Annotated in this window: 15 protein-coding genes; 3 read left to right on the top strand and 12 right to left on the bottom strand. The window is 29.8% G+C overall.

Features of this window, described 5'->3' with window-relative positions:
• Positions 1 to 2: 2 nt before the first annotated feature.
• On the bottom strand, positions 3 to 1,583 hold the full coding sequence (locus BWZ22_RS06910) for a LysM peptidoglycan-binding domain-containing protein (RefSeq protein WP_076698901.1): 1,581 nt from the start codon (positions 1,581 to 1,583) through the stop codon (positions 3 to 5).
• A 188-nt stretch (positions 1,584 to 1,771) separates the two neighbouring features.
• A complete protein-coding gene (gene pgk / locus BWZ22_RS06905) occupies positions 1,772 to 2,959 on the bottom strand; it encodes a phosphoglycerate kinase (protein WP_076698899.1) in 1,188 nt (395 codons plus the stop codon).
• A 166-nt stretch (positions 2,960 to 3,125) separates the two neighbouring features.
• Here pgk and BWZ22_RS06900 point away from each other — a divergent pair, with 166 nt between their 5' ends.
• Positions 3,126 to 4,280 (top strand): hypothetical protein, encoded by a 1,155-nt coding sequence (locus BWZ22_RS06900; RefSeq protein ID WP_076698898.1) that lies wholly within the window; start codon positions 3,126 to 3,128, stop codon positions 4,278 to 4,280.
• Positions 4,281 to 4,342: 62 nt separating this feature from the next.
• Here BWZ22_RS06900 and BWZ22_RS06895 read toward each other — a convergent pair whose 3' ends face one another.
• The 5 genes from BWZ22_RS06895 to BWZ22_RS06875 all read right to left on the bottom strand — a co-directional run bounded on the left by BWZ22_RS06895 (position 4,343) and on the right by BWZ22_RS06875 (position 11,743).
• Positions 4,343 to 4,858, bottom strand: a complete 516-nt coding sequence (locus BWZ22_RS06895; protein ID WP_076698896.1) for an OmpH family outer membrane protein — start codon at positions 4,856 to 4,858, stop codon at positions 4,343 to 4,345.
• A gap of 228 nt (positions 4,859 to 5,086) precedes the next feature.
• Positions 5,087 to 5,938 carry a class I SAM-dependent methyltransferase gene (locus BWZ22_RS06890; RefSeq protein ID WP_076698895.1) on the bottom strand — a complete coding sequence of 284 codons (852 nt, stop codon included), beginning with the start codon at positions 5,936 to 5,938 and terminating at the stop codon, positions 5,087 to 5,089.
• Between the two features lie 75 nt (positions 5,939 to 6,013).
• Positions 6,014 to 7,885: a tRNA uridine-5-carboxymethylaminomethyl(34) synthesis enzyme MnmG gene (gene mnmG / locus BWZ22_RS06885; RefSeq protein ID WP_076698893.1), complete on the bottom strand. Its 1,872-nt coding sequence runs from the start codon at positions 7,883 to 7,885 to the stop codon at positions 6,014 to 6,016.
• A gap of 74 nt (positions 7,886 to 7,959) precedes the next feature.
• Positions 7,960 to 8,370, bottom strand: coding sequence for an rRNA maturation RNase YbeY (gene ybeY, locus BWZ22_RS06880; protein WP_076698892.1), 411 nt, complete (start codon positions 8,368 to 8,370; stop codon positions 7,960 to 7,962).
• Positions 8,363 to 11,743 (bottom strand): DUF4175 family protein, encoded by a 3,381-nt coding sequence (locus tag BWZ22_RS06875; protein ID WP_076698890.1) that lies wholly within the window; start codon positions 11,741 to 11,743, stop codon positions 8,363 to 8,365. Before BWZ22_RS06875 ends, ybeY begins: the two co-directional genes overlap by 8 nt.
• Before the next feature lie 79 nt (positions 11,744 to 11,822).
• On the opposite strand from BWZ22_RS06875, the gene gltX reads away from it, so the two are divergent.
• Positions 11,823 to 13,334 (top strand): glutamate--tRNA ligase, encoded by a 1,512-nt coding sequence (gene gltX, locus BWZ22_RS06870; protein WP_076698889.1) that lies wholly within the window; start codon positions 11,823 to 11,825, stop codon positions 13,332 to 13,334.
• Positions 13,335 to 13,443: 109 nt separating this feature from the next.
• Here gltX and BWZ22_RS06865 read toward each other — a convergent pair whose 3' ends face one another.
• Positions 13,444 to 14,133 carry a hypothetical protein gene (locus BWZ22_RS06865; protein ID WP_076698887.1) on the bottom strand — a complete coding sequence of 230 codons (690 nt, stop codon included), beginning with the start codon at positions 14,131 to 14,133 and terminating at the stop codon, positions 13,444 to 13,446.
• 73 nt (positions 14,134 to 14,206) lie between these two features.
• On the opposite strand from BWZ22_RS06865, the gene BWZ22_RS06860 reads away from it, so the two are divergent.
• On the top strand, positions 14,207 to 15,139 hold the full coding sequence (locus BWZ22_RS06860) for an SPFH domain-containing protein (protein ID WP_076698886.1): 933 nt from the start codon (positions 14,207 to 14,209) through the stop codon (positions 15,137 to 15,139).
• A gap of 119 nt (positions 15,140 to 15,258) precedes the next feature.
• On the opposite strand, the gene BWZ22_RS06855 is transcribed toward BWZ22_RS06860, so the two are convergent.
• The 4 genes from BWZ22_RS06855 to BWZ22_RS06840 form a co-directional block, all read right to left on the bottom strand.
• Entirely contained in the window at positions 15,259 to 15,558 is a 300-nt protein-coding gene (locus BWZ22_RS06855) for a hypothetical protein (RefSeq protein WP_076698884.1), read from the bottom strand.
• A gap of 101 nt (positions 15,559 to 15,659) precedes the next feature.
• A complete protein-coding gene (locus tag BWZ22_RS06850) occupies positions 15,660 to 16,292 on the bottom strand; it encodes a response regulator transcription factor (RefSeq protein WP_076698883.1) in 633 nt (210 codons plus the stop codon).
• The gene (locus BWZ22_RS06845) at positions 16,279 to 17,877 is read right to left on the bottom strand and encodes an ATP-binding protein (protein WP_198027659.1); all 1,599 of its coding nucleotides are present in this window, start codon (positions 17,875 to 17,877) and stop codon (positions 16,279 to 16,281) included. The genes BWZ22_RS06850 and BWZ22_RS06845 overlap by 14 nt, the downstream gene beginning before the upstream one ends.
• An 85-nt stretch (positions 17,878 to 17,962) precedes the next feature.
• Entirely contained in the window at positions 17,963 to 19,129 is a 1,167-nt protein-coding gene (locus BWZ22_RS06840; RefSeq protein ID WP_076698880.1) for a GNAT family N-acetyltransferase, read from the bottom strand.
• Positions 19,130 to 19,140: the final 11 nt, after the last annotated feature.

Genomic DNA, 19,140 nt, shown 5'->3' with positions numbered 1-19,140 from the left:
AATTATCCTTTGGAAATTTTAAGTTTCATTCCTGGTTTTAATTTACTACCACTAATACCGTTCCAATCTTTAATATTTTGAACAGAAACTCCAGAAAATTTTTGAGAAATACTCCATAATGAGTCGCCACTTTTAACTGTGTATATAACCACGTTACCAGAAATAGGCTTTGTAACTGTTGGTTTTTTTGAAGTTGAAGACGATGTTACAGATGGTGTATACGATTTTCTTGGGTAAATAGTTAAGCGTTGTCCTATCTGTAAATTATTGCTTCTTAGTCCGTTCCAGCGTTTTATTTGGCTTACTCTAACACCATAACGTCTAGCTATTTTACCTAAATAGTCACCCGATTGTACTTTATACCTTACTCTATCGGTAGCGTTAAAAAATTGCGGTAAAGGCTTTTCTCTTTTAGCAAACTCTTCTTTTGCAAAAGCATAAATTTTATCTTCATTGTTTACAAAGGTGCCTACTACGTTTCTTGGTAATCTTAAATAATAATTTTCTCCCTTAATTACCGGAATAATATCTAGTTTGTAAGATGGATTTAAAAATTGAAGTTGCTCAATTGGAGTACCTGTAACTTCTGAAACCTGATCTAAAGTAATCATACTTTTAACCAAAACCGTATCTGTTTCGGCCAAAGCAAACTCGGGTTTTGCTTTTACAAAACCATGCGCTTCTGCATATTCAAAAATATACATGTTTGCTAAAAATGCTGGTAAATATCCTGCCGTTTCGCGTGGTAAGTTATGCCTAATATTCCAATAATTTTTATAACCGCCAGATCTACGAATGGCTTTTGTAACATTTCCCGGACCAGAGTTATAGGCTGCCAAAGCTAAATCCCAATCGCCAAAAATCTCATATAATTTTGCCAAATATTTGGTTGCAGCCTGTGTAGATTTAATAGGATCACTACGCTCATCAACATAACTGCTTACATCTAACCCATACATTTTACCCGTACTAAACATAAATTGCCATAAACCTGTTGCACCTACTCTTGATTTTGCTTTAGGTTTTAATGCCGACTCTACAATGGCTAAATATTTTATTTCTAGAGGAATGTTAGCGTTATCTAACTCGCGCTCAAACATGGGGAAATAAAAAGCGCTAAGAGTAATTAATTTTTGAAGCAGTTTTCTTCTGTGTTTTAAATAATATTTTATAACACTTTCTAGTGATGGATTGTATTCTACATTAAACGGCGTTTTAGCATTAAGTGCTTCTAATCTTGCTTTTAGTGTATCTGTAGGTAACTCTGGATAGTCTACTTCTTTAAAATCTAACTCAGTAACTGTTTTGTATATGGTATCAAAAAGGTGATTGCTGTATAATTCTTCTTGCCATTTTTTATCAATTTTAGAAGCTAATTCATTGTCTTTTAAGTTTTTAATACCTGTACTATCTGTAACTGTACTATCCTTTGTTGTTTCATTAATTAATTTTTCTTTACCAATTTCATTATTAATTAATGTATCAATAACTGGTTTATTTGATGATGTAACTGCTTCTTGTGATTGCGAATAGCAAACCGAAGATCCTAAAAGTAATATGAGTATAAAAAAACGAAAAGCCATAATATCTATTCAATAGTGGACGACAATATGGCTAAAATCGTATTTTTTAATGGGATTTAAAAACTTTATTTATTTTTCTTCCCTTTTATAACGTTACGGGTATTTGCGTTAGCGATTGCAGCAAGTTACCGTGTAACGCGAAAAGCGCGACCCTGAACTGGTTTCAGGGTAACGCCCAAATAATTATGTTAATCTAATATGGCAGCAATTCCAGGAAGTGTTTTTCCTTCTAAGCTTTCTAACATAGCACCACCACCTGTACTTACATAACTTACTTTATCTTGGAAACCAAATTGCTTAACTGCTGCAACAGAATCTCCACCTCCTACAAGTGAAAATGCGCCGTTTTTAGTAGCCTCAGCAATAGAATTTCCTAATTCAATAGTACCTTGTGCAAAACTTTCCATTTCAAAAACACCAAGAGGCCCGTTCCAAAGAATGGTTTTTGATTCCATTACAACTTTATGGAATAACTCTCTAGATTTTGGTCCTGCATCAACACCTTCCCAACCGTCTGGAATGGCATTAATATCTACAACTTGTGTGTTGGCATCGTTACTAAAAGCATCGGCAGCTACGGTATCTACAGGAATATGTACTTGAACATTTTTTTCTTTAGCTTGTTTTAAAATATCTAAAGCTAACTCTTGTTTGTCATCTTCACAAATAGAGTTTCCAATGCTTCCGCCTTGCGCTTTTACAAAGGTAAAGGCCATACCACCACCAATAATTAGGTGATCTACTTTATCTAAAATATTTTCAATAATGGTTATTTTTGAAGATACTTTAGCACCGCCAAGAATAGCTAAAACAGGTTTCTCGCCAGTTTCCATTACTTTTTTAATGCTTTCTATTTCTTGTGCTAATAAATTACCGAAACATTTATTTTCTGCAAAAAATTGTGCAACAATAGTGGTAGATGCATGTGCCCTGTGTGCAGTACCAAAGGCGTCATTTACATAAATATCGCCTAGTTTTGATAATTTTTCGGCAAAGTCTTTATCTCCAGCCGTTTCTTCTTTATAAAAACGTAGGTTTTCTAACAATAATATTTGACCCGGTTTTAAGTTTGCTGCGGCTTCCTCAACATCGGCGCCTATACAATCTGGCACAAATTTTACTTCTACTCCTAAAATATCTTCAACTTTAGCAGCAATATGTTTTAATGAAAACTCATCTTGAAATCCTTTTGGACGCCCTAAATGCGACATTAAAATACAGCTTCCACCCTCTTCTAATATTTTAATAATAGTTGGTTTAGCAGAAATAATTCTGTTAGCATCTGTAACTTCAAATTTTTCATTTAAAGGCACATTAAAATCTACACGGATTAAGGCTTTTTTATTTTCGAAATTAAAATCGTTTAGAGTCTTCATTTTTATAGTTTTAACTTATTAATTACACAAAAGTAACTAATTAAACAGCACCAAAAAATGCCTTTTTTAACGAAAACGTTTGAAGCCTAAAATATTTTTAAAAAAACTTGTTTTACTAGTAATTAGAGTTGATTTTTAAATAAAAAAATTCACTTACTTTTGTTCAATGCTATTCTCTGAAATTTTAGGACAGGAACATATAAAAAAACACCTTACTCATAGTGCCGAAAACGGTAGAATTCCGCATGCACAATTGTTTATTGGACCAGAAGGCTCTGGTACTTTACCAATGGCTATAGCTTATGCACAATATATACTGTGTAATAATTCTGATGGCGAAAATAATAACGGTAACGAAGCTTGTAACCTGAAATTTAAAAACTTCTCGCACCCAGACCTACATTTTGCTTTTCCTGTAACAACAAGTAATAGGGTTAAAAGCAAGCCAGTTTCTAATTTTTATTTGGAAGAATGGAGAGAACTACTTGAAAATCAGCCGTATGGAAATTTATTTGATTGGTACAAACTTTTAGGTGTTGATAACAAACAGGGGCAAATAGGTGTAGAAGAAGCCCATGAAATTGTTAAATCATTATCGCTTAAATCTTACGAAGGTGGCTATAAAGTAATGCTTATTTGGATGGCAGAAAAGATGAATATTGCTTGTGCCAATAAGCTATTAAAACTCATTGAAGAACCGCCTAACAAAACTATTTTTATTTTAATTGCCGAAGATGAACAACAAATAATTAACACCATAAAATCTAGGTGTCAAATATTACACTTTCCGCCTTTGGCTGAAGATGCTATAAAACAAGGATTAATAAAAAACTACAATTTAGACGCTACTGTTGCAACCAAAATAGCAAGTCAATCTAACGGAAATTACAACAAAGCCTGTGATTTAGTTTATCAAGATTCTGAAGATTTACAGTTTGAAGAATGGTTTATTTTTTGGGTGCGTAGTGCTTTTAAAGCCAAAGGTAATAAAGCTGCTATTCATGATTTAATTTCTTGGAGTGAAAATATAGCTAAAACAGGGCGTGAAACACAAAAACAGTTTTTACTCTTTTGTTTAGATTTTTTCCGTCAAGCATTATTACTTAATTACAAAGCTCCAGATTTAGTTTATATAGAGCCAAAAGTTGAAAAATTTAAGTTAGAAAAATTTGCTCCTTTTGTTCATGGTAATAATATTTTAGAGATTAGTGAAGAGCTGCAAGATGCCATTTATCACATTGAACGCAACGGAAACTCTAAAATTATCCTCACAGATTTATCTATTAAATTAACTAGATTACTTCATAAAAAATCTAATTAAAAAAAAACAGCCCATTAAAATCAATTAATGAGCTGCTTTAAAGTTTTTGTTTAAAAAAGATATTACTCCTTTTTATATTCGGCATTTAATGCTTCTAGAATAGTTTCTGTTAAATCGGTTCCTTCTTTTCCATAAATAACAGATGAAGCACCATCACTAGTGCCCAATATGAATGTGTATTGATTCTTTTTAGCATAATCTTTAATAAAATCTTTAATTTTAAGAACTAAAGAATCACTTTCGGCTTGTGCTGATTGTGCTAGTTGTTGTTGCTCAAATTGCATTTGTTGTTGTAGCAATTGTTGTTTTTGTTGTAAACCGCCCATTAACTCCTGAGCCTTTTTTTGAGAAGATTTTTGAGCTTTAAGTTGGGTTTCTTGAACTTCTAATTGAAATGCTTGACCAATACTATCGGCTTTCTTTTTAAAAGCTTCTTCTTTTCCTTGAAACTCTGTTTCTAAATCTTTAGCTTCTTGATAATCTTTTAGTAGTGTTCCGTTATTTACATAACCAATTTTTTGTTGTTGGCATGACGTGAATACCAAAACTACAAGTAGAAGATAAATTAAATTTTTCATTCTTTATATTTTTTAAGTCGGACAAATGTAATAAAGAAAATAGATTATAATACTGAATTTTACTCAGAATTAACTGCATAAATATTTCTTATCATAAATAAATTTTAAAATTAGAAATACTTATTAAAAACAACCTTAAATAAAGCGTTTTAAGGCATTTTTAAAAAAAAGCAACCCAAACCCTTGAATCAAGGTTTAAAACAGCGTAAAAACTCGTTTAAATAAATATTATGTGTTTTTTATGATATAAATTAAAGAAGAAGCCTCTTTTGAGCTCAACGATTTTAAATTTGAAATAAAACCATTAAAAAAGGCTTTAATAAAATTCATTTTACCTGTTTTATATTTTTCTGAAAGTAAGCATACATAAAACGCATCAAACCACATAGGTTTCGTTTTAATAACTTTCATTGATACTTTTGAAAATAATTTAAAGATTGAAGTTTTATTAAAATGCCAAAGATGTCTAGGTACATCAAAAGCTGCCCAAAATTGTTTATAAAATTGCGCATCATAACTTTTATAATTTGGAACCGCAATTATTAAAACGCCATTTGGTTTTAATAGTTTTTTTAAAATATTTACATGCTCTTCTAAATTTGGTAAGTGTTCTAAAACATGCCAAAGTGTTATAACATCAAAAGTGTTTTCTTTAAGTTTAAAAAAGGCTTCGCTATTAAAAACCGAATTATTTGTTTTTTTGTTTGCTATGTTTCGAGCATCTTCATTTGGTTCAATTCCAGTAACCAGCCAACTATTTTTTTGAGCGGTTTGTAAAAAATCGCCTGTACCACATCCAAAATCTAAAAGGCTTTTATTTTCAGTTTTAAAAGAATTAATCAGCTTTAACTTTTTATTTAAAGCTATTCTTCTAACCAAATGATAAATTTTTTCAAATAAATTTCGTTTAGAATCTGTGTGTGAAATATAATCTTCACTTTTATAATACTCTGGTAATTTTTCTATAGTAGGTTGCGGATGGGTTTCTAAAAAACCAAATTCTTTATTCTGGATTAATTCAAAATTTTCTCCAGAAACCGAATAATCTTTTACAACTAAATGTATTTTATTTTTATCCATTTAAAACAAATCCTATCTATATTTTACACCTAAAAGAAAAATTAAACTAACGTGTTCCACGTGGAACATAAAAAATTATCTACCCATATAAACCAATAAAACAGAAATATCATTAGGTGATACTCCGCTAATTCTTGATGCTTGAGATACCGTTGTTGGTTGTATTTTTTTAAGCTTTTCACGAGCTTCAAAACTCATGGATTTAATTTTAGAATAATCAAAATTTGGTGGAATTTTTACATATTCTAACCTACTCAATTTATCGGCATTATTTTTTTCTTTAGCAATATAACCAGCATATTTAACCTGAATTTCTGCCTGCTCTATCACTTCAGCATCTAAATTATTTTTAGAAATATACTCTTCAACACTTTTAACTTTTCTAATATCTTTCATTTCAATATTAGGTCTAGCAAATATTTTAAAGAGCTTACCAGATTGTTTAACTGGCGATGAATTTTTGCTTTCTAAAATAGGATTTATCTCCTCTGGTTTTACACTTGTTGTTTCAAAAAAAGACACAAATTGTTTAGCAGATTCATGTTTTTCTTCCATACGTTTTAAACGCTTTTCTGAAGCCAAACCTAACTCAAAACCTTTTGGTGTTAATCTTAAATCTGCATTATCTTGACGCAACAACGTTCTATATTCTGCTCTAGATGTAAACATTCTATAAGGCTCTTCTGTGCCTTTAGTAATTAAATCATCTATTAAAACACCTATATAAGCCTCATCTCTTTTTAATGTAAAAGCATCTCTTTCCTGCACTTTTAAACTGGCATTTATTCCTGCCATTAAACCTTGCGAAGCCGCTTCTTCATATCCCGTTGTACCGTTAATTTGACCTGCAAAATACAAGCCACTTACCAACTTAGTTTCTAACGTATGCTTTAATTGAGTAGGTGGAAAATAATCATACTCTATAGCATAACCTGGTCTAAAGAACTTTACATTTTCAAAACCTTCAACTGAACGTAATGCTCTAAACTGAACATCTTCTGGTAGCGAAGTTGAAAAACCATTAATATAATATTCTACAGTATGCCACCCTTCTGGTTCTACAAATAATTGATGACGATCTTTATCTGCAAATCGATTTATCTTATCTTCAATTGACGGACAATATCTAGGACCTAAACTTTTAATTCTACCGTTAAACATAGGCGACCTATCAAATCCTTCTCTAAGCAAATCATGCACCAAAGGACTTGTATAAGACATATGACAAGAGCGTTGTTTAGATAAAGGTTTTGTAATATCTAAATAAGAGAATTTTTCGGGATTGTCATCACCTGGTTGCTCTACCATTTTAGAAAAATCTAAACTTCTACCGTCAACTCTTGGCGGTGTCCCTGTTTTCATTCTACCAGAATCAAAACCTAAATCAACAAGCTGTTCTGTTATTCCAGTTGCAGCTTTTTCTCCTGCCCTACCTCCACCAAAATTTTTATCACCTATATGAATTAAGCCATTTAAAAAAGTACCATTAGTTAGTACAACAGACTTAGATTTAATCTCTACACCTAATGATGTTTTTACGCCTACAACACGATCTCCTTTAATTAATAAACCAGAAACCATTTCTTGATAAAAATCAAGGTTTGGAGTTTTCTCTAAAAGCAATCTCCAATCTTCAGAAAATCGCATTCTATCACTCTGCACTCTTGGACTCCACATAGCAGGTCCTTTAGACTTATTTAGCATTTTAAATTGAATAGCAGAAGTGTCAGAAACAATACCACTGTAACCACCAAGCGCATCAATCTCTCTAACAATTTGTCCTTTTGCAATTCCTCCCATAGCAGGATTGCAAGACATTTGAGCTATGTTTTGTAAATTCATTGTTATCAACAATGTTTTACTTCCCATGTTGGCAGCAGCAGCGGCAGCCTCACTACCAGCATGACCAGCACCAACAACTATTACATCATAAACTTCATTAAACATAACATGATAAATTTACATGTTCCACGTGGAACAATAGTGATTTAAGTTTGCAAATATACACTGAACATTTGAATTTATAAGAGTTGACTTAGGTAGTGATTTTCTTTGTCTCTCATAACTTGAGCTTCTTCATCGGTTTTATCTTTATAGCCACAGTAGTGTAGCACACCATGAATAATGACACGGTTTAACTCATCAGAAAACGCTGTGTTAAATTCTTTTGCATTGTCTGCTACCCGTTCTATTGATATAAAAATATCGCCCTGTATAATTTTTCCGATAGTATAATCGAAACTAATAATATCAGTTAAAGTATCGTGATTTAAGAATTCAACATTAAGTTTATGAAGATAATCATCATCACAAAACACATAATTAATTTCATCTAATTTGAAACCTTCAGAGGTAATAGCCTCTTGAACCCATTTAGAAATTTGTGCTTCATTATCTAATGTAAATTCGGTTTCGTAATTAAAATTAATCATCTGTTGTATTAAAATATTCTTGTACCTTTTTTCTATAAATTTGTTGCAAAGGTAAGGCTTGTTTATCTAAAATCTCTATAGTATTAAAGTATTGTTTTGCAGTTGGTATTTGGTTAATAGAATTATTATTGAATGACTTTTTATTTGTTTCAGATTCTCTTTTATCATCTTCTCCTTGCTGAAAAGTAGCATTTTCAAATTTTAATAATTGATGCTTTAACTGCATCATTTTTTGAAGTGTTTGATTAGTAAATCCTTTGTTTAATAACTCCAATTCTATGTTCTCCATTTGCCTAACCAAATTGTTTCCTTTAGAGCCTAAACCTTCCTTTGCAAGTTTTTCTTTTAAGGCATTTTTAAGTTCTTGTTGTTGCTGATAAATTTGAAATAATAAACCGTTTAGTTCATCATTATCGCCTTCTCCTTCTCCATTAGATTGACTACCCTCTTTAGAATTTTCTTTGCCTTTATTCTCTCCTTCTTTTCCTTCCTTACCATCTTTACCTTTTTGTTCTTGTTGAGATTTTTTGAGTCCTTCACCCATCATTTTATTAAGCTCTTCTTGACTCATTATAATGTCTGGTAATTGCATATCATCTTTTCCATTTCCTTTACCACTAGACATACTTAAACTTTCTTGCATATTATCTAAAATGTTACTTAGAAAGTCTGCTAAATTATTAGCAGCGGTAATAGCAAATTGCTGATTAGATACACCTTGATAGATTTGATTTTCGGCTAATAAATTAATTGCTTTATCAATATTAAAATAAACTTCTGAGATTTCTTTATTAACGGTTTCTGAAAGTTTTGGTTGACGCAAAGACAATGCAAATAAACTATCATCTACATGTTCAAAATGTTCTCTTAAAGTATGTTGCTTTCTAAGAAAAGATGCATACTTATTACTGTTAGTAGTAATGGTTTTAAAACCATCCATTAGTGCTTCTTGATTAAAAGAAAACAAAACCAAATTATCAAGAATCTGTCTAAGCATTTCCATATCTTCTTGCATCTGTTCTCTACCAGAAGCTTTCATTGCTCCTTGCATACTTATTGCCATTTGTTGCATTTTTTTTGCGGCATTCTTTTGGCTTTTTTTTGCGTTTTTTTTATTTAAGTTTTTATCATTTAAAGGTTGTTCTTCAGATTCATTTGGATTATTATTTTCGTTTTTTTGCAATTCTTCTGAAGCCTTTTCTTGTTCTTTTTTAATTTCGTTTGCAGTTAACTTATCTTGTGGTATATCAATTGGCTTTTTTAACTCTTTACTGTCTTTTTTTAATTCATCTAAAGATTTAGTAATGTCTTCAAATTCTTTATTAAGCTTTTCTTGATTTTCTAATGAATTGTTTTCATCTTCATTAGATAGCTTTTCTTGTTTTTTGGCTAAATTTTGTAAATCGTCAGTTAATTTTTCTAGCTTTTTTTCAACATAAAATCGTTTAGTTAGTTCAATTAATTGCTCTAAACTGCGTTTTTTGTTTTTGTTTTGTTTTGCAAGTTCATCTAGTTTTTTTACTAGTTCTTCGTTACTTATTTTGTCTTGAAGTTTTTTTAATTCTTCAACTAATTTTTCGTCTTTCTTTAATTGTTCTTCATTATCTTTTAAACGCTTTTCTAAATCTTCTTTAAACGAATCTTTTTCTGCGTTTTCATTTTGAAATTTTTCAAGATTATCTTTAAACTTCTTATTAAAGTTTTTCATCATTTCATCTTGCTGTTGTTGCCTTTTTAAAAATGATTCTAACTTCTTTTTTTCATTAAAGTTTAAATTAGATTTTTCCTTTTGTGCTTTTGAAAGTTCTTTTAAAACTTTGTCTTGTTCTTCAAATTTTTTAAGTGATTTGTTTAAATCTTTTATAGATTTATTTTGTTCATTTAATTGCCTATTAACTTCTTCGTCTTTAGTGCGTTTTCTGTAAGTATAAGTATTACTTTTAACACTTTTAAACCTGTTAACTACGTCATTATCAAACACTTGGAAATACAAGCTATAAGGAATACCTTCTGGAATTTCTAAATTATTAGGAAATGCACTAATAAATTCTATAATGCTAGAATTTTTAATTGGTATATTTTCAAAACGTTTATCATTTTCATTATTAGTAGGATAATAAACAAGCTGTAGTTTGGTAAACCCATAATCATCATTAGCTTGTCCGAAGAAATAAAGTGATTGTTGATCTAAACTATCAACCTTCATTTTAATATTTAACTCTGGGTATTGATCTTTAACTACATCAATTTTAAAGGCTAAATTCTCATAATCTAGCAAGTTTTTATTGCTTGTGCTAATACTGTAGTTAAAATGCTTTAAAACGCGCTTAGAAGCTTTAAAAACATTTTTATCTTCATTAGTGAACCTTAATGTATCTTCAGAATATAAGTTTACATAATCGGTAGATTTAGTGTGTAATTGCCATGAAACCTTAGTTCCTTCTGGCACAATGGCATTTCCTGTACTTTTTAAAACTGCATCTTTCTTTTTTGTATAGTTTGGATAATCTAAAATCATTTCAAAACTTAACAAAGAAGGCGCTTCAACAATATTAAGTTTATAAGGTTTAGAAGTAACGTTATTTGCTTTTAACTTAAAATCTATTGATGTTTTGGGTTTGGTGAAAGTATATTCAAACGTTCCTACTCCTGTTTCGTGTAAAAAATAAGTTTCATCATTATATGCTATTTGAACATTCTCTGGCATAACTTCACCTAAAGTTTTTACAAAAAGCGTGAAGTTCTTATTCTCTATAGTTTGTAAAGAATCATTAATAACAAAAAACTGAAAAGGTGCTGGTGGTTCATAAGCAGTTTTATAATGCACTACTCTTTTATAACTATTAGTGAACCAATTTAAATTATCAGTTAAAAAAGTAATTAAAATAATTAAAATAGGAATAGCAGCATACTTTAAATATTTTAAGTTTTGTTTAAAATTTATAGCTAGTTTAAACGGAATGGGTTTGAGTTCAACAGACTTTTGTTCAATACTTGCCAACAACAATTCAGATTGTTCTTTGCTTTCATTCAATTGAAGTACATTAAGCAATTTATCATTAACCTCAGGAAAATGCCCACCAATAATTTTAGAAGCTTCATAATAATTAATGCCTTCTTTTAATTTTAAAAGTTTAGCAATAGGCAACACAATAAATTTTATTAAAAGAGCTAATTCTACAACAACAAACAACCAAAATAAAACTGTACGTGCTACAACACCTAACCATAATGCGTGCTCAATAAAGAGTGTAAATAAAAAATACAACAAGCCAATAGCAAAAAACAAAATAATGCCTTTAAGCAACTCATTAGTATAATAGCGCTTAATAAAAGCTTCTAGCTTGGTTTTTATAACTTCAAAATTTTGCATAATACTAAACTACAATTTTATTTAGTACACCCTTTATAATAATGTGTTAATTGTATCTTTGCACACAAATTTAACAAAGATGACTAAAAACGTTCGTGTGCGCTTTGCACCAAGCCCTACAGGACCTTTACATATAGGTGGTGTTCGTACTGCATTATTTAACTATTTATTTGCTAAAAAACATGGTGGCGATTTTGTTTTACGAATTGAAGATACCGACCAAAACCGTTATGTTGAAGGCGCAGAAAAGTATATAATTGATGCCTTAAATTGGTGTGGAATTCCGTTTGATGAAGGCCCAGGAAAAAACGAAAAATTTGGTCCTTACAGACAAAGTGAACGCAAACACCTTTACAAACAATATGCAGAACAACTTATTGAAAGTGGTAATGCTTATTACGCTTTTGATACAGCAGAAGATTTAGATTTTCATAGAAAAGACCATGAAGCCAAAGGAAAAACCTTTATATACAATTGGCATAACAGAGAAAAACTAAGTAACTCTTTAGCTTTAAGTGCAGAAGAAGTTAAAGCAAAATTAAATGCTGGTGAAGATTATGTTATTAGGTTTAAAACTCCACAAGATGAAACCCTGCATTTAAAAGATATTATTCGTGGTGATATAAAAATTGATACTAACATTTTAGATGATAAAATATTGTTTAAAAGCGATGGTATGCCCACCTATCACCTTGCCAATATTGTTGATGATCATTTAATGGAAATTACACATGTTATTAGAGGTGAAGAATGGTTACCCTCATTAGCATTACATTATCAGTTATACAAAGCTTTAGGTTGGGAAGCTCCAGAATTTGCACATTTACCCTTAATTTTAAAACCAACTGGTAAAGGTAAATTAAGCAAACGCGATGGTGATAAATTAGGTTTTCCGGTATTTCCACTTCAATGGGAAGACCCAAAATCTCATGAAATTTCTAGAGGTTATAAAGAAGACGGATATTTTCCAGAATCTGTGGTGAACTTTTTAGCCTTTTTAGGTTGGAATCCTGGTACAGAACAAGAAATTTTTAATTTACAAGAACTTGTTGAAGCGTTCAATTTAACAAAGGTCAACAAAGCTGGAGCAAGATTTGATCCTGATAAAATAAAATGGTTTAATCACCATTATATGCAAGAACAATCTAATAATGATTTAGCAGAAGCATTTAAAGAACAATACGCTCAATTAAGTGATATAGATGTTAATTACATAGAGTTGGTGGTTGGTTTGATTAAAGAACGTGCTACTTTTTTATCAGATCTTTGGGATTTAAGTTTTTACTTTTTTAATGCACCCAAAAATTATGATGAAAAAGCTTCTAAAAAAGCACTTAAAGAAGGTACAAAAGATATTTTAAATACTATAAAAGATATTATTAGTAACATTGATGATTTTACCACTGAAACGCTTCAAAAGGAAATTAAAGGTTGGATAACTAAAAACGAAATTGGTTTTGGCAAGGTCATGATGCCTTTACGTTTAGCCTTAGTAGGAGCCTTACAAGGTCCCGATGTTTTTGATATTATGTTTATGATAGGTAAAATTGAAACCATAAAACGCATTGAAAATCTCATTGAAACCATTTAATAGAAACAAAAAAGCCTCGATTTAAAATTGAGGCTTTTCTTTTAAAAATGTCCCGTCCTGAAATAAGTTGACACAAAATCGACTTATTATGAAAAATTTAAAAGCTTTCTTAAAAAGAAAAAGTAGCTCCCAAAACTAACATGTTCATATTTCCTTTAAACCTATCATTACCACCCGTAGTATCTAAATCTTGGTTTTCTAACTTATTAAAGATGTTTGTAAAACCATAAATATATTGTGCTTTCACTTTAACGTTTTTAATACCTAAAGAAGCCCCTACAGTTCCGTTTATGTTAAATGGAGACACATTAGTTATCTCTGTTGCTAATAAGTTAGAATAGTTGTTTATATAGTAATTTTCATAAGAATCATCTTTTAACTCTAGCTTACTGTTATATTGTAGCATAGGACCAACATCTATAGTAAAATGGTTTTCAATTACCTTAATATTCATTATTAAAGCAACTTGTGCCATAAATAATTTATAATCTATAAAATCATTTGAATTACTCGCACTCAACATAGTTGGTCTAGCAGAAATACCAATGGCACTTTCTGATAGTTGCATACCAAAACTAACATTGTACCACCTATGAGGTATATCTACTGTTGCTAAAAACCCACCAGCAAATCCTCTTCCTTTATCTGTAATAAAATTATCTGTAGCAATATCTAAAAAACTAATGCCGCCTGAAACCGAAATACCATTAGAAATACGATAATTTCCATGTTGTGCTAAACTATTTGTAACAAAAGTGAGTAAGAATACTACTAATAGTGTAAGTTGTAATTTTTTCATACCGTTATTGGGTTAAGGCGTAAATATAACTTAAATTAGTAACTCATTATTTTAACTAAATATTATATATACTATGAACTTCTTTTTAATTCCTATTATTATCTTCGGATTAATTGTATTAATATCCTCATTCTTTATTGTAAAACAGCAAACCGCAGCTATTATTGAACGTTTTGGTCGTTTCCAGAGCATTCGTCATTCTGGGCTTCAATTAAAAATTCCTTTAGTAGATAGAATAGCTGGTAAACTAAGCTTAAAAATTCAACAATTAGATGTTATTATAGAAACAAAAACACTAGATGATGTTTTTGTAAGATTAAAAGTATCTGTACAATACAAGGTTATTAGAGAAAAAGTATATGATGCATTTTATAAATTAGATTATCCGCATGATCAAATAACATCTTACGTATTTGATGTGGTACGTGCCGAAGTACCAAAAATGAAATTAGACGACGTTTTTGTTAAAAAAGACGACATAGCTATTGCTGTAAAAGCAGAATTAAATGACGCTATGTTAGACTACGGTTATGATATTATAAAGACTCTTGTAACAGATATAGATCCAGATGCACAAGTAAAAGAAGCAATGAATAGAATTAATGCTTCTGAACGCGAAAAAATTGCAGCCCAATTTGAAGGTGACGCACAACGTATTTTAATTGTTGAAAAAGCAAAAGCCGAAGCAGAAAGTAAACGTTTACAAGGGCAAGGTATTGCAGACCAAAGACGAGAAATTGCACGTGGTTTAGAAGAATCTGTAGAAGTGCTAAACAGAGTTGGTATTAATAGTCAGGAAGCTTCAGCATTAATTGTTGTTACACAACATTATGACACCCTACAATCTTTAGGCGAAGAAACCAACAGTAATTTAATACTATTGCCAAATGCGCCACAAGCAGGAAGCAATATGCTTAATGATATGGTGGCTAGTTTTACAGCTAGTAATCAAATTGGTGAAGCCATGAAAAAAGCTGAAAAAAACAAAAATAAGAACAATGAATAAATTTTATAACAAGCTAAATAAAGCACCATTAACTTTTTAGTTTTAAAAGCAAAAGCCCCTTTAAAAAGGGGCTTTTTAATTAATCTAAACACTACTTAAAACAATATTCATTATGGGTTTTAAATCTTTTTGCTTGGTCTGTAATTTTTATAAGCAGGACCTTTTAGTTTAGAACGTTCTGTACCTACAGCTATAAGTTTGTATGATTTTTTACTGCTATTTTCCCAAACTTTTTGGTTTTTATACTCAGGTCCTGTTAACTTTTCTTCTTGTTTAACAGAATAAACTTCTGTAGGCTTAGTGTCATAAAGCCAAGGCTTGTAATTTTTGTATGCTGGTCCTTTAAAATCATTCCTTTTTTGGGCATATACACTTACCGAAACTATTATAGCTAAAGAAGTAAATACAATTTTTTTCATATCAATTCTGTTTTTTAATTTTTATAAAATTAAAGACAGAGCAATACGTTTACTTATACATGAAATTACCTAAAATACATCCGTATAAATACGGATATTTGCTAAATAAGATTAATTTCTGATGCCTTCTTAACAAGTTCGGCAGTATTTTTTACTTCTAGTTTTTTTATAACGTTAGCACGATGGGTTTCAATAGTTCTAGTACTTACAAATAATTTTGAAGCTATTTCTTTAGTTGTAAGTCCTTCTGAAATTAAGCCTAAAACTTCTTTTTCTTTTTTAGATAAAATGTTTTCGCTAACAGTTTGCTCAGACATGTAGTTTATCATTTTCTCAGAAATCTTAGGCCCAAAATATTTTTTGCCCATAGCAACCATTCTTATAGCTTTTATTAACTCTTCTTGATCTGTGTTTTTAAGCAAATAACTATACGCTCCTTTTTTAGCACATTTGGCTATATAATTACCTTCATCGTGCATAGAAATAATAATAGGCTTTATTGCTAATTTTAAGCTTTTTAATTGTTTTAATACTTGAAAACCATCCATTTTGGGCATTGTAATGTCTAGTAAAACAATATCTGTATTTGGATGCTTTTTTAATTCAGAAAACAAGTCTTCACCATTGCTTACTAAGGCTACTATATTAACATCTTTATATTTTTTAAGAAGTTCTTTTAGCCCGTTTCTAAAGAGCTCGTGGTCATCTGCAATTATAAGTTTAATAGTCTTCATTATCTATTGGTAATTCAATTTCAAAGGTTGTGTTGTTTGGTTTTGAATGTATTTTAATTTCGCCTTTACAAATCTCTACACGTTCTTTAATATTTGTAATACCAGAACCCAGTGCAACTGTTTTTATATTAAAACCTTGTCCATCATCAAAATAAAAAAGCGATATAAAATCTTCAAATTCTGATAAGGTTATTTTAATATTTTTTGCCTTAGCGTGTTTAAGTGTATTATTAATTAACTCTTGGGTTATTCTAAAAATATTTATTTGTTGGTTTTTGGTAATATTGCTTTCTGCTCCCCTAGTAATATCTTCAAAAGATATATTAATATTTGTTGTGCTTTTAATGCTTTCTATAAAGTTTAAAATGGCGGTTCCTACGCCAAAATCATCTATACTGGTTGGCATTAATGCGTTAGACATTAAACGTATTTCTGAAATGGTATTGTCTATTATGGTTTTCATTTCAGAGCGTTGGTCTTCACTTTTAATATTATTGTCTATATAAAATTTTAATGATGTTAACAGTGGCCCTAAACCATCATGAAGTTCTCTGGCTAGTCTTCTTCTTTCGTTTTCTAAACCATCAACTAATTGCCGCTTTGTATTTAACCTGTGTTTATTTTCATTATTTCTAAATTCTATAAGCTTATCTCTCATTTTTATTAAGCTTTTTCCTAAAGAATCATTATTACTTTTTGGGGTGTAATTAGAGCTTAAATTCATTTCTCCTATCTCTTTTGAGAATGTTACCGCCCCTTGTAACGATTTTTTTAAATCGTCTAAAGCTATAAACATTTCCTTTATTTCATTAGAATTTTTAGAATAGTTATTAATTCTGCTATAATTGCCATCAACCATTTCTTTAAGGCTATGTTTCATGTTTAAAATAGGGTTGGCTATAATTTTTGTAAGGAATAAAGACAGTAAAACAGCAATAAAAATTATTAAGAACATTAATAAAAAAAGCCTTTTTTGTAAGTCTTTTATTGGTGCTTCTACTTCATCTTTGTCAATTTCAGATAGTATAACTAGGTTTAAATTTGGTATGTTAATAGGGCCATAAACTCCATAAACATCAATACCCCTATAATCTTTATACAAACCTTTACCATTGTTACCTGTTAATGCATTTTTTACACCGTTTGTTTTTACAACTATATTGTATGGTAAAGAATCTTTAAGAAATCTTGATTGAGAGCGCATTCTATAATCTTCTCCTACTAAATAAGATTCTCCAGTATCTCCCATTCCGGTTCGCTCTAAAAGAATACTGGTTATTTTTTTATAAGGTATGTATTTAACTTTATTATTATTTTTATCTACCAATGCAATTGTAAGTTGATTGTTTTCATTGTACTTGGTAAAATCATAAATTCCAGATTGTAAGTTGTTAGGAACTTTAATACTTAAACTATCATTACTGTTATTTGATGAGTTAATAAAGTTATTCCATTCTGATTGAATTAACTTTTCAACTTGATTTTGTTTTAAAGTCTTTATAGAATTTAATTGAAGTAGAATTCTATCTTTTAATTCTTTTGAAAATTGATTATAGAATGTTATTGATAGTGTAATAACTACCAAAAAAACAAGGCCGTTTATTATAATTAATATGAGAGATTTTAAGCTAATTTTAGTTGGAATTTTAATAACAAAATTAATGAAATATTTAAATGCTTTCATTAAACGGATGCCTTTCCTCCCACTTTCTTATAGGGTTCATATACTTAACAATACATTTTAAAACCGTATTTGCAATAAAGCTATTGGTATGTTTTAAATACACATGCATAGTGTGTGGTTTAGCTCCTATAGAACTTTTAATTTCCATAGCAGTTCTTGCATAAACAATGGTTTTAAAACCATTATCTATACCAAAACAAGCCATATTAAAAAGCATATTTAAGTATAATTGGTGTTTGCGCTGTAGTGCTTTATTGTATCCTAAAAAATAAGTTTCTAAAATTTTATTATTTAATATTAAAGTGTAAAAACCAACCAATTCATTATTTAAAAAATACCCAAAAACTTTAAAATTTTCTTTTAGATTTTTCTTTAAACATAAAAAATGATTTTTAGGTAGTTTAAACGAATTTACTCTGGCGTTGTCTGATACGTTTTGGTAAAGAGTAAATAGTTTATCAGAATTAGAACTTATATAATTTAAATCTAATTCTTTACAGGTTAAATTGGCACTTTTTTTTCTTGCAACTTTATAGCGTCTTTTATATTTTTTATTGAAATTATTTATGTAATCTAAAGATGTTTTCCATGTATCTAAAACATGAAACAACATATTAGGTTGCACCTGAATTTTATAAAGATTTTGGCTTTCAAAATAAGATTTATTTTGATGAATTGAATCTTCTTCAAAATAATCTTTAAAAGCAATTATTCTAATTTTTTTATTGAACTTTTCTTTAATTTCAACCGTTAAATCATCAATAGCTTTTTGAATGATGTTTAAGAAATCATCTTGTGAAATTTTATTTGAATTAATATAAATACCATGTTGTCCTGTATGCATTAAATTACCAATAACCAAGGCATTTCCTCTAACAAATAAAGATACTAATTGCTTTCCTGTTTGTTTTAAAAACGAATTTGAAACATCTCTAAAAACGTCATCTAAATACATTTGCACTCGTTGAATAATAGCAATACCTACTAATTCATCTTGTTTAAAAACACCCACATAATACGAGGTTATATTGTTTGGAGAAGATGCTTCTAAGGCTTTTAAAAAAGGACTTTTTAAAAACACATCCTTCACGGGTAAATTATCCCATGTAGATGGAAGCTGAGACGTTTTTCTATATATTTTATAAGTAACCAAATAGTAAAGAA

This window comes from Seonamhaeicola sp. S2-3, from assembly GCF_001971785.1.
Lineage (GTDB): Bacteria > Bacteroidota > Bacteroidia > Flavobacteriales > Flavobacteriaceae > Seonamhaeicola.
Note: the sequence above shows the minus strand (reverse complement) of the source record. Positions and strands in the feature narration are given on the sequence as shown.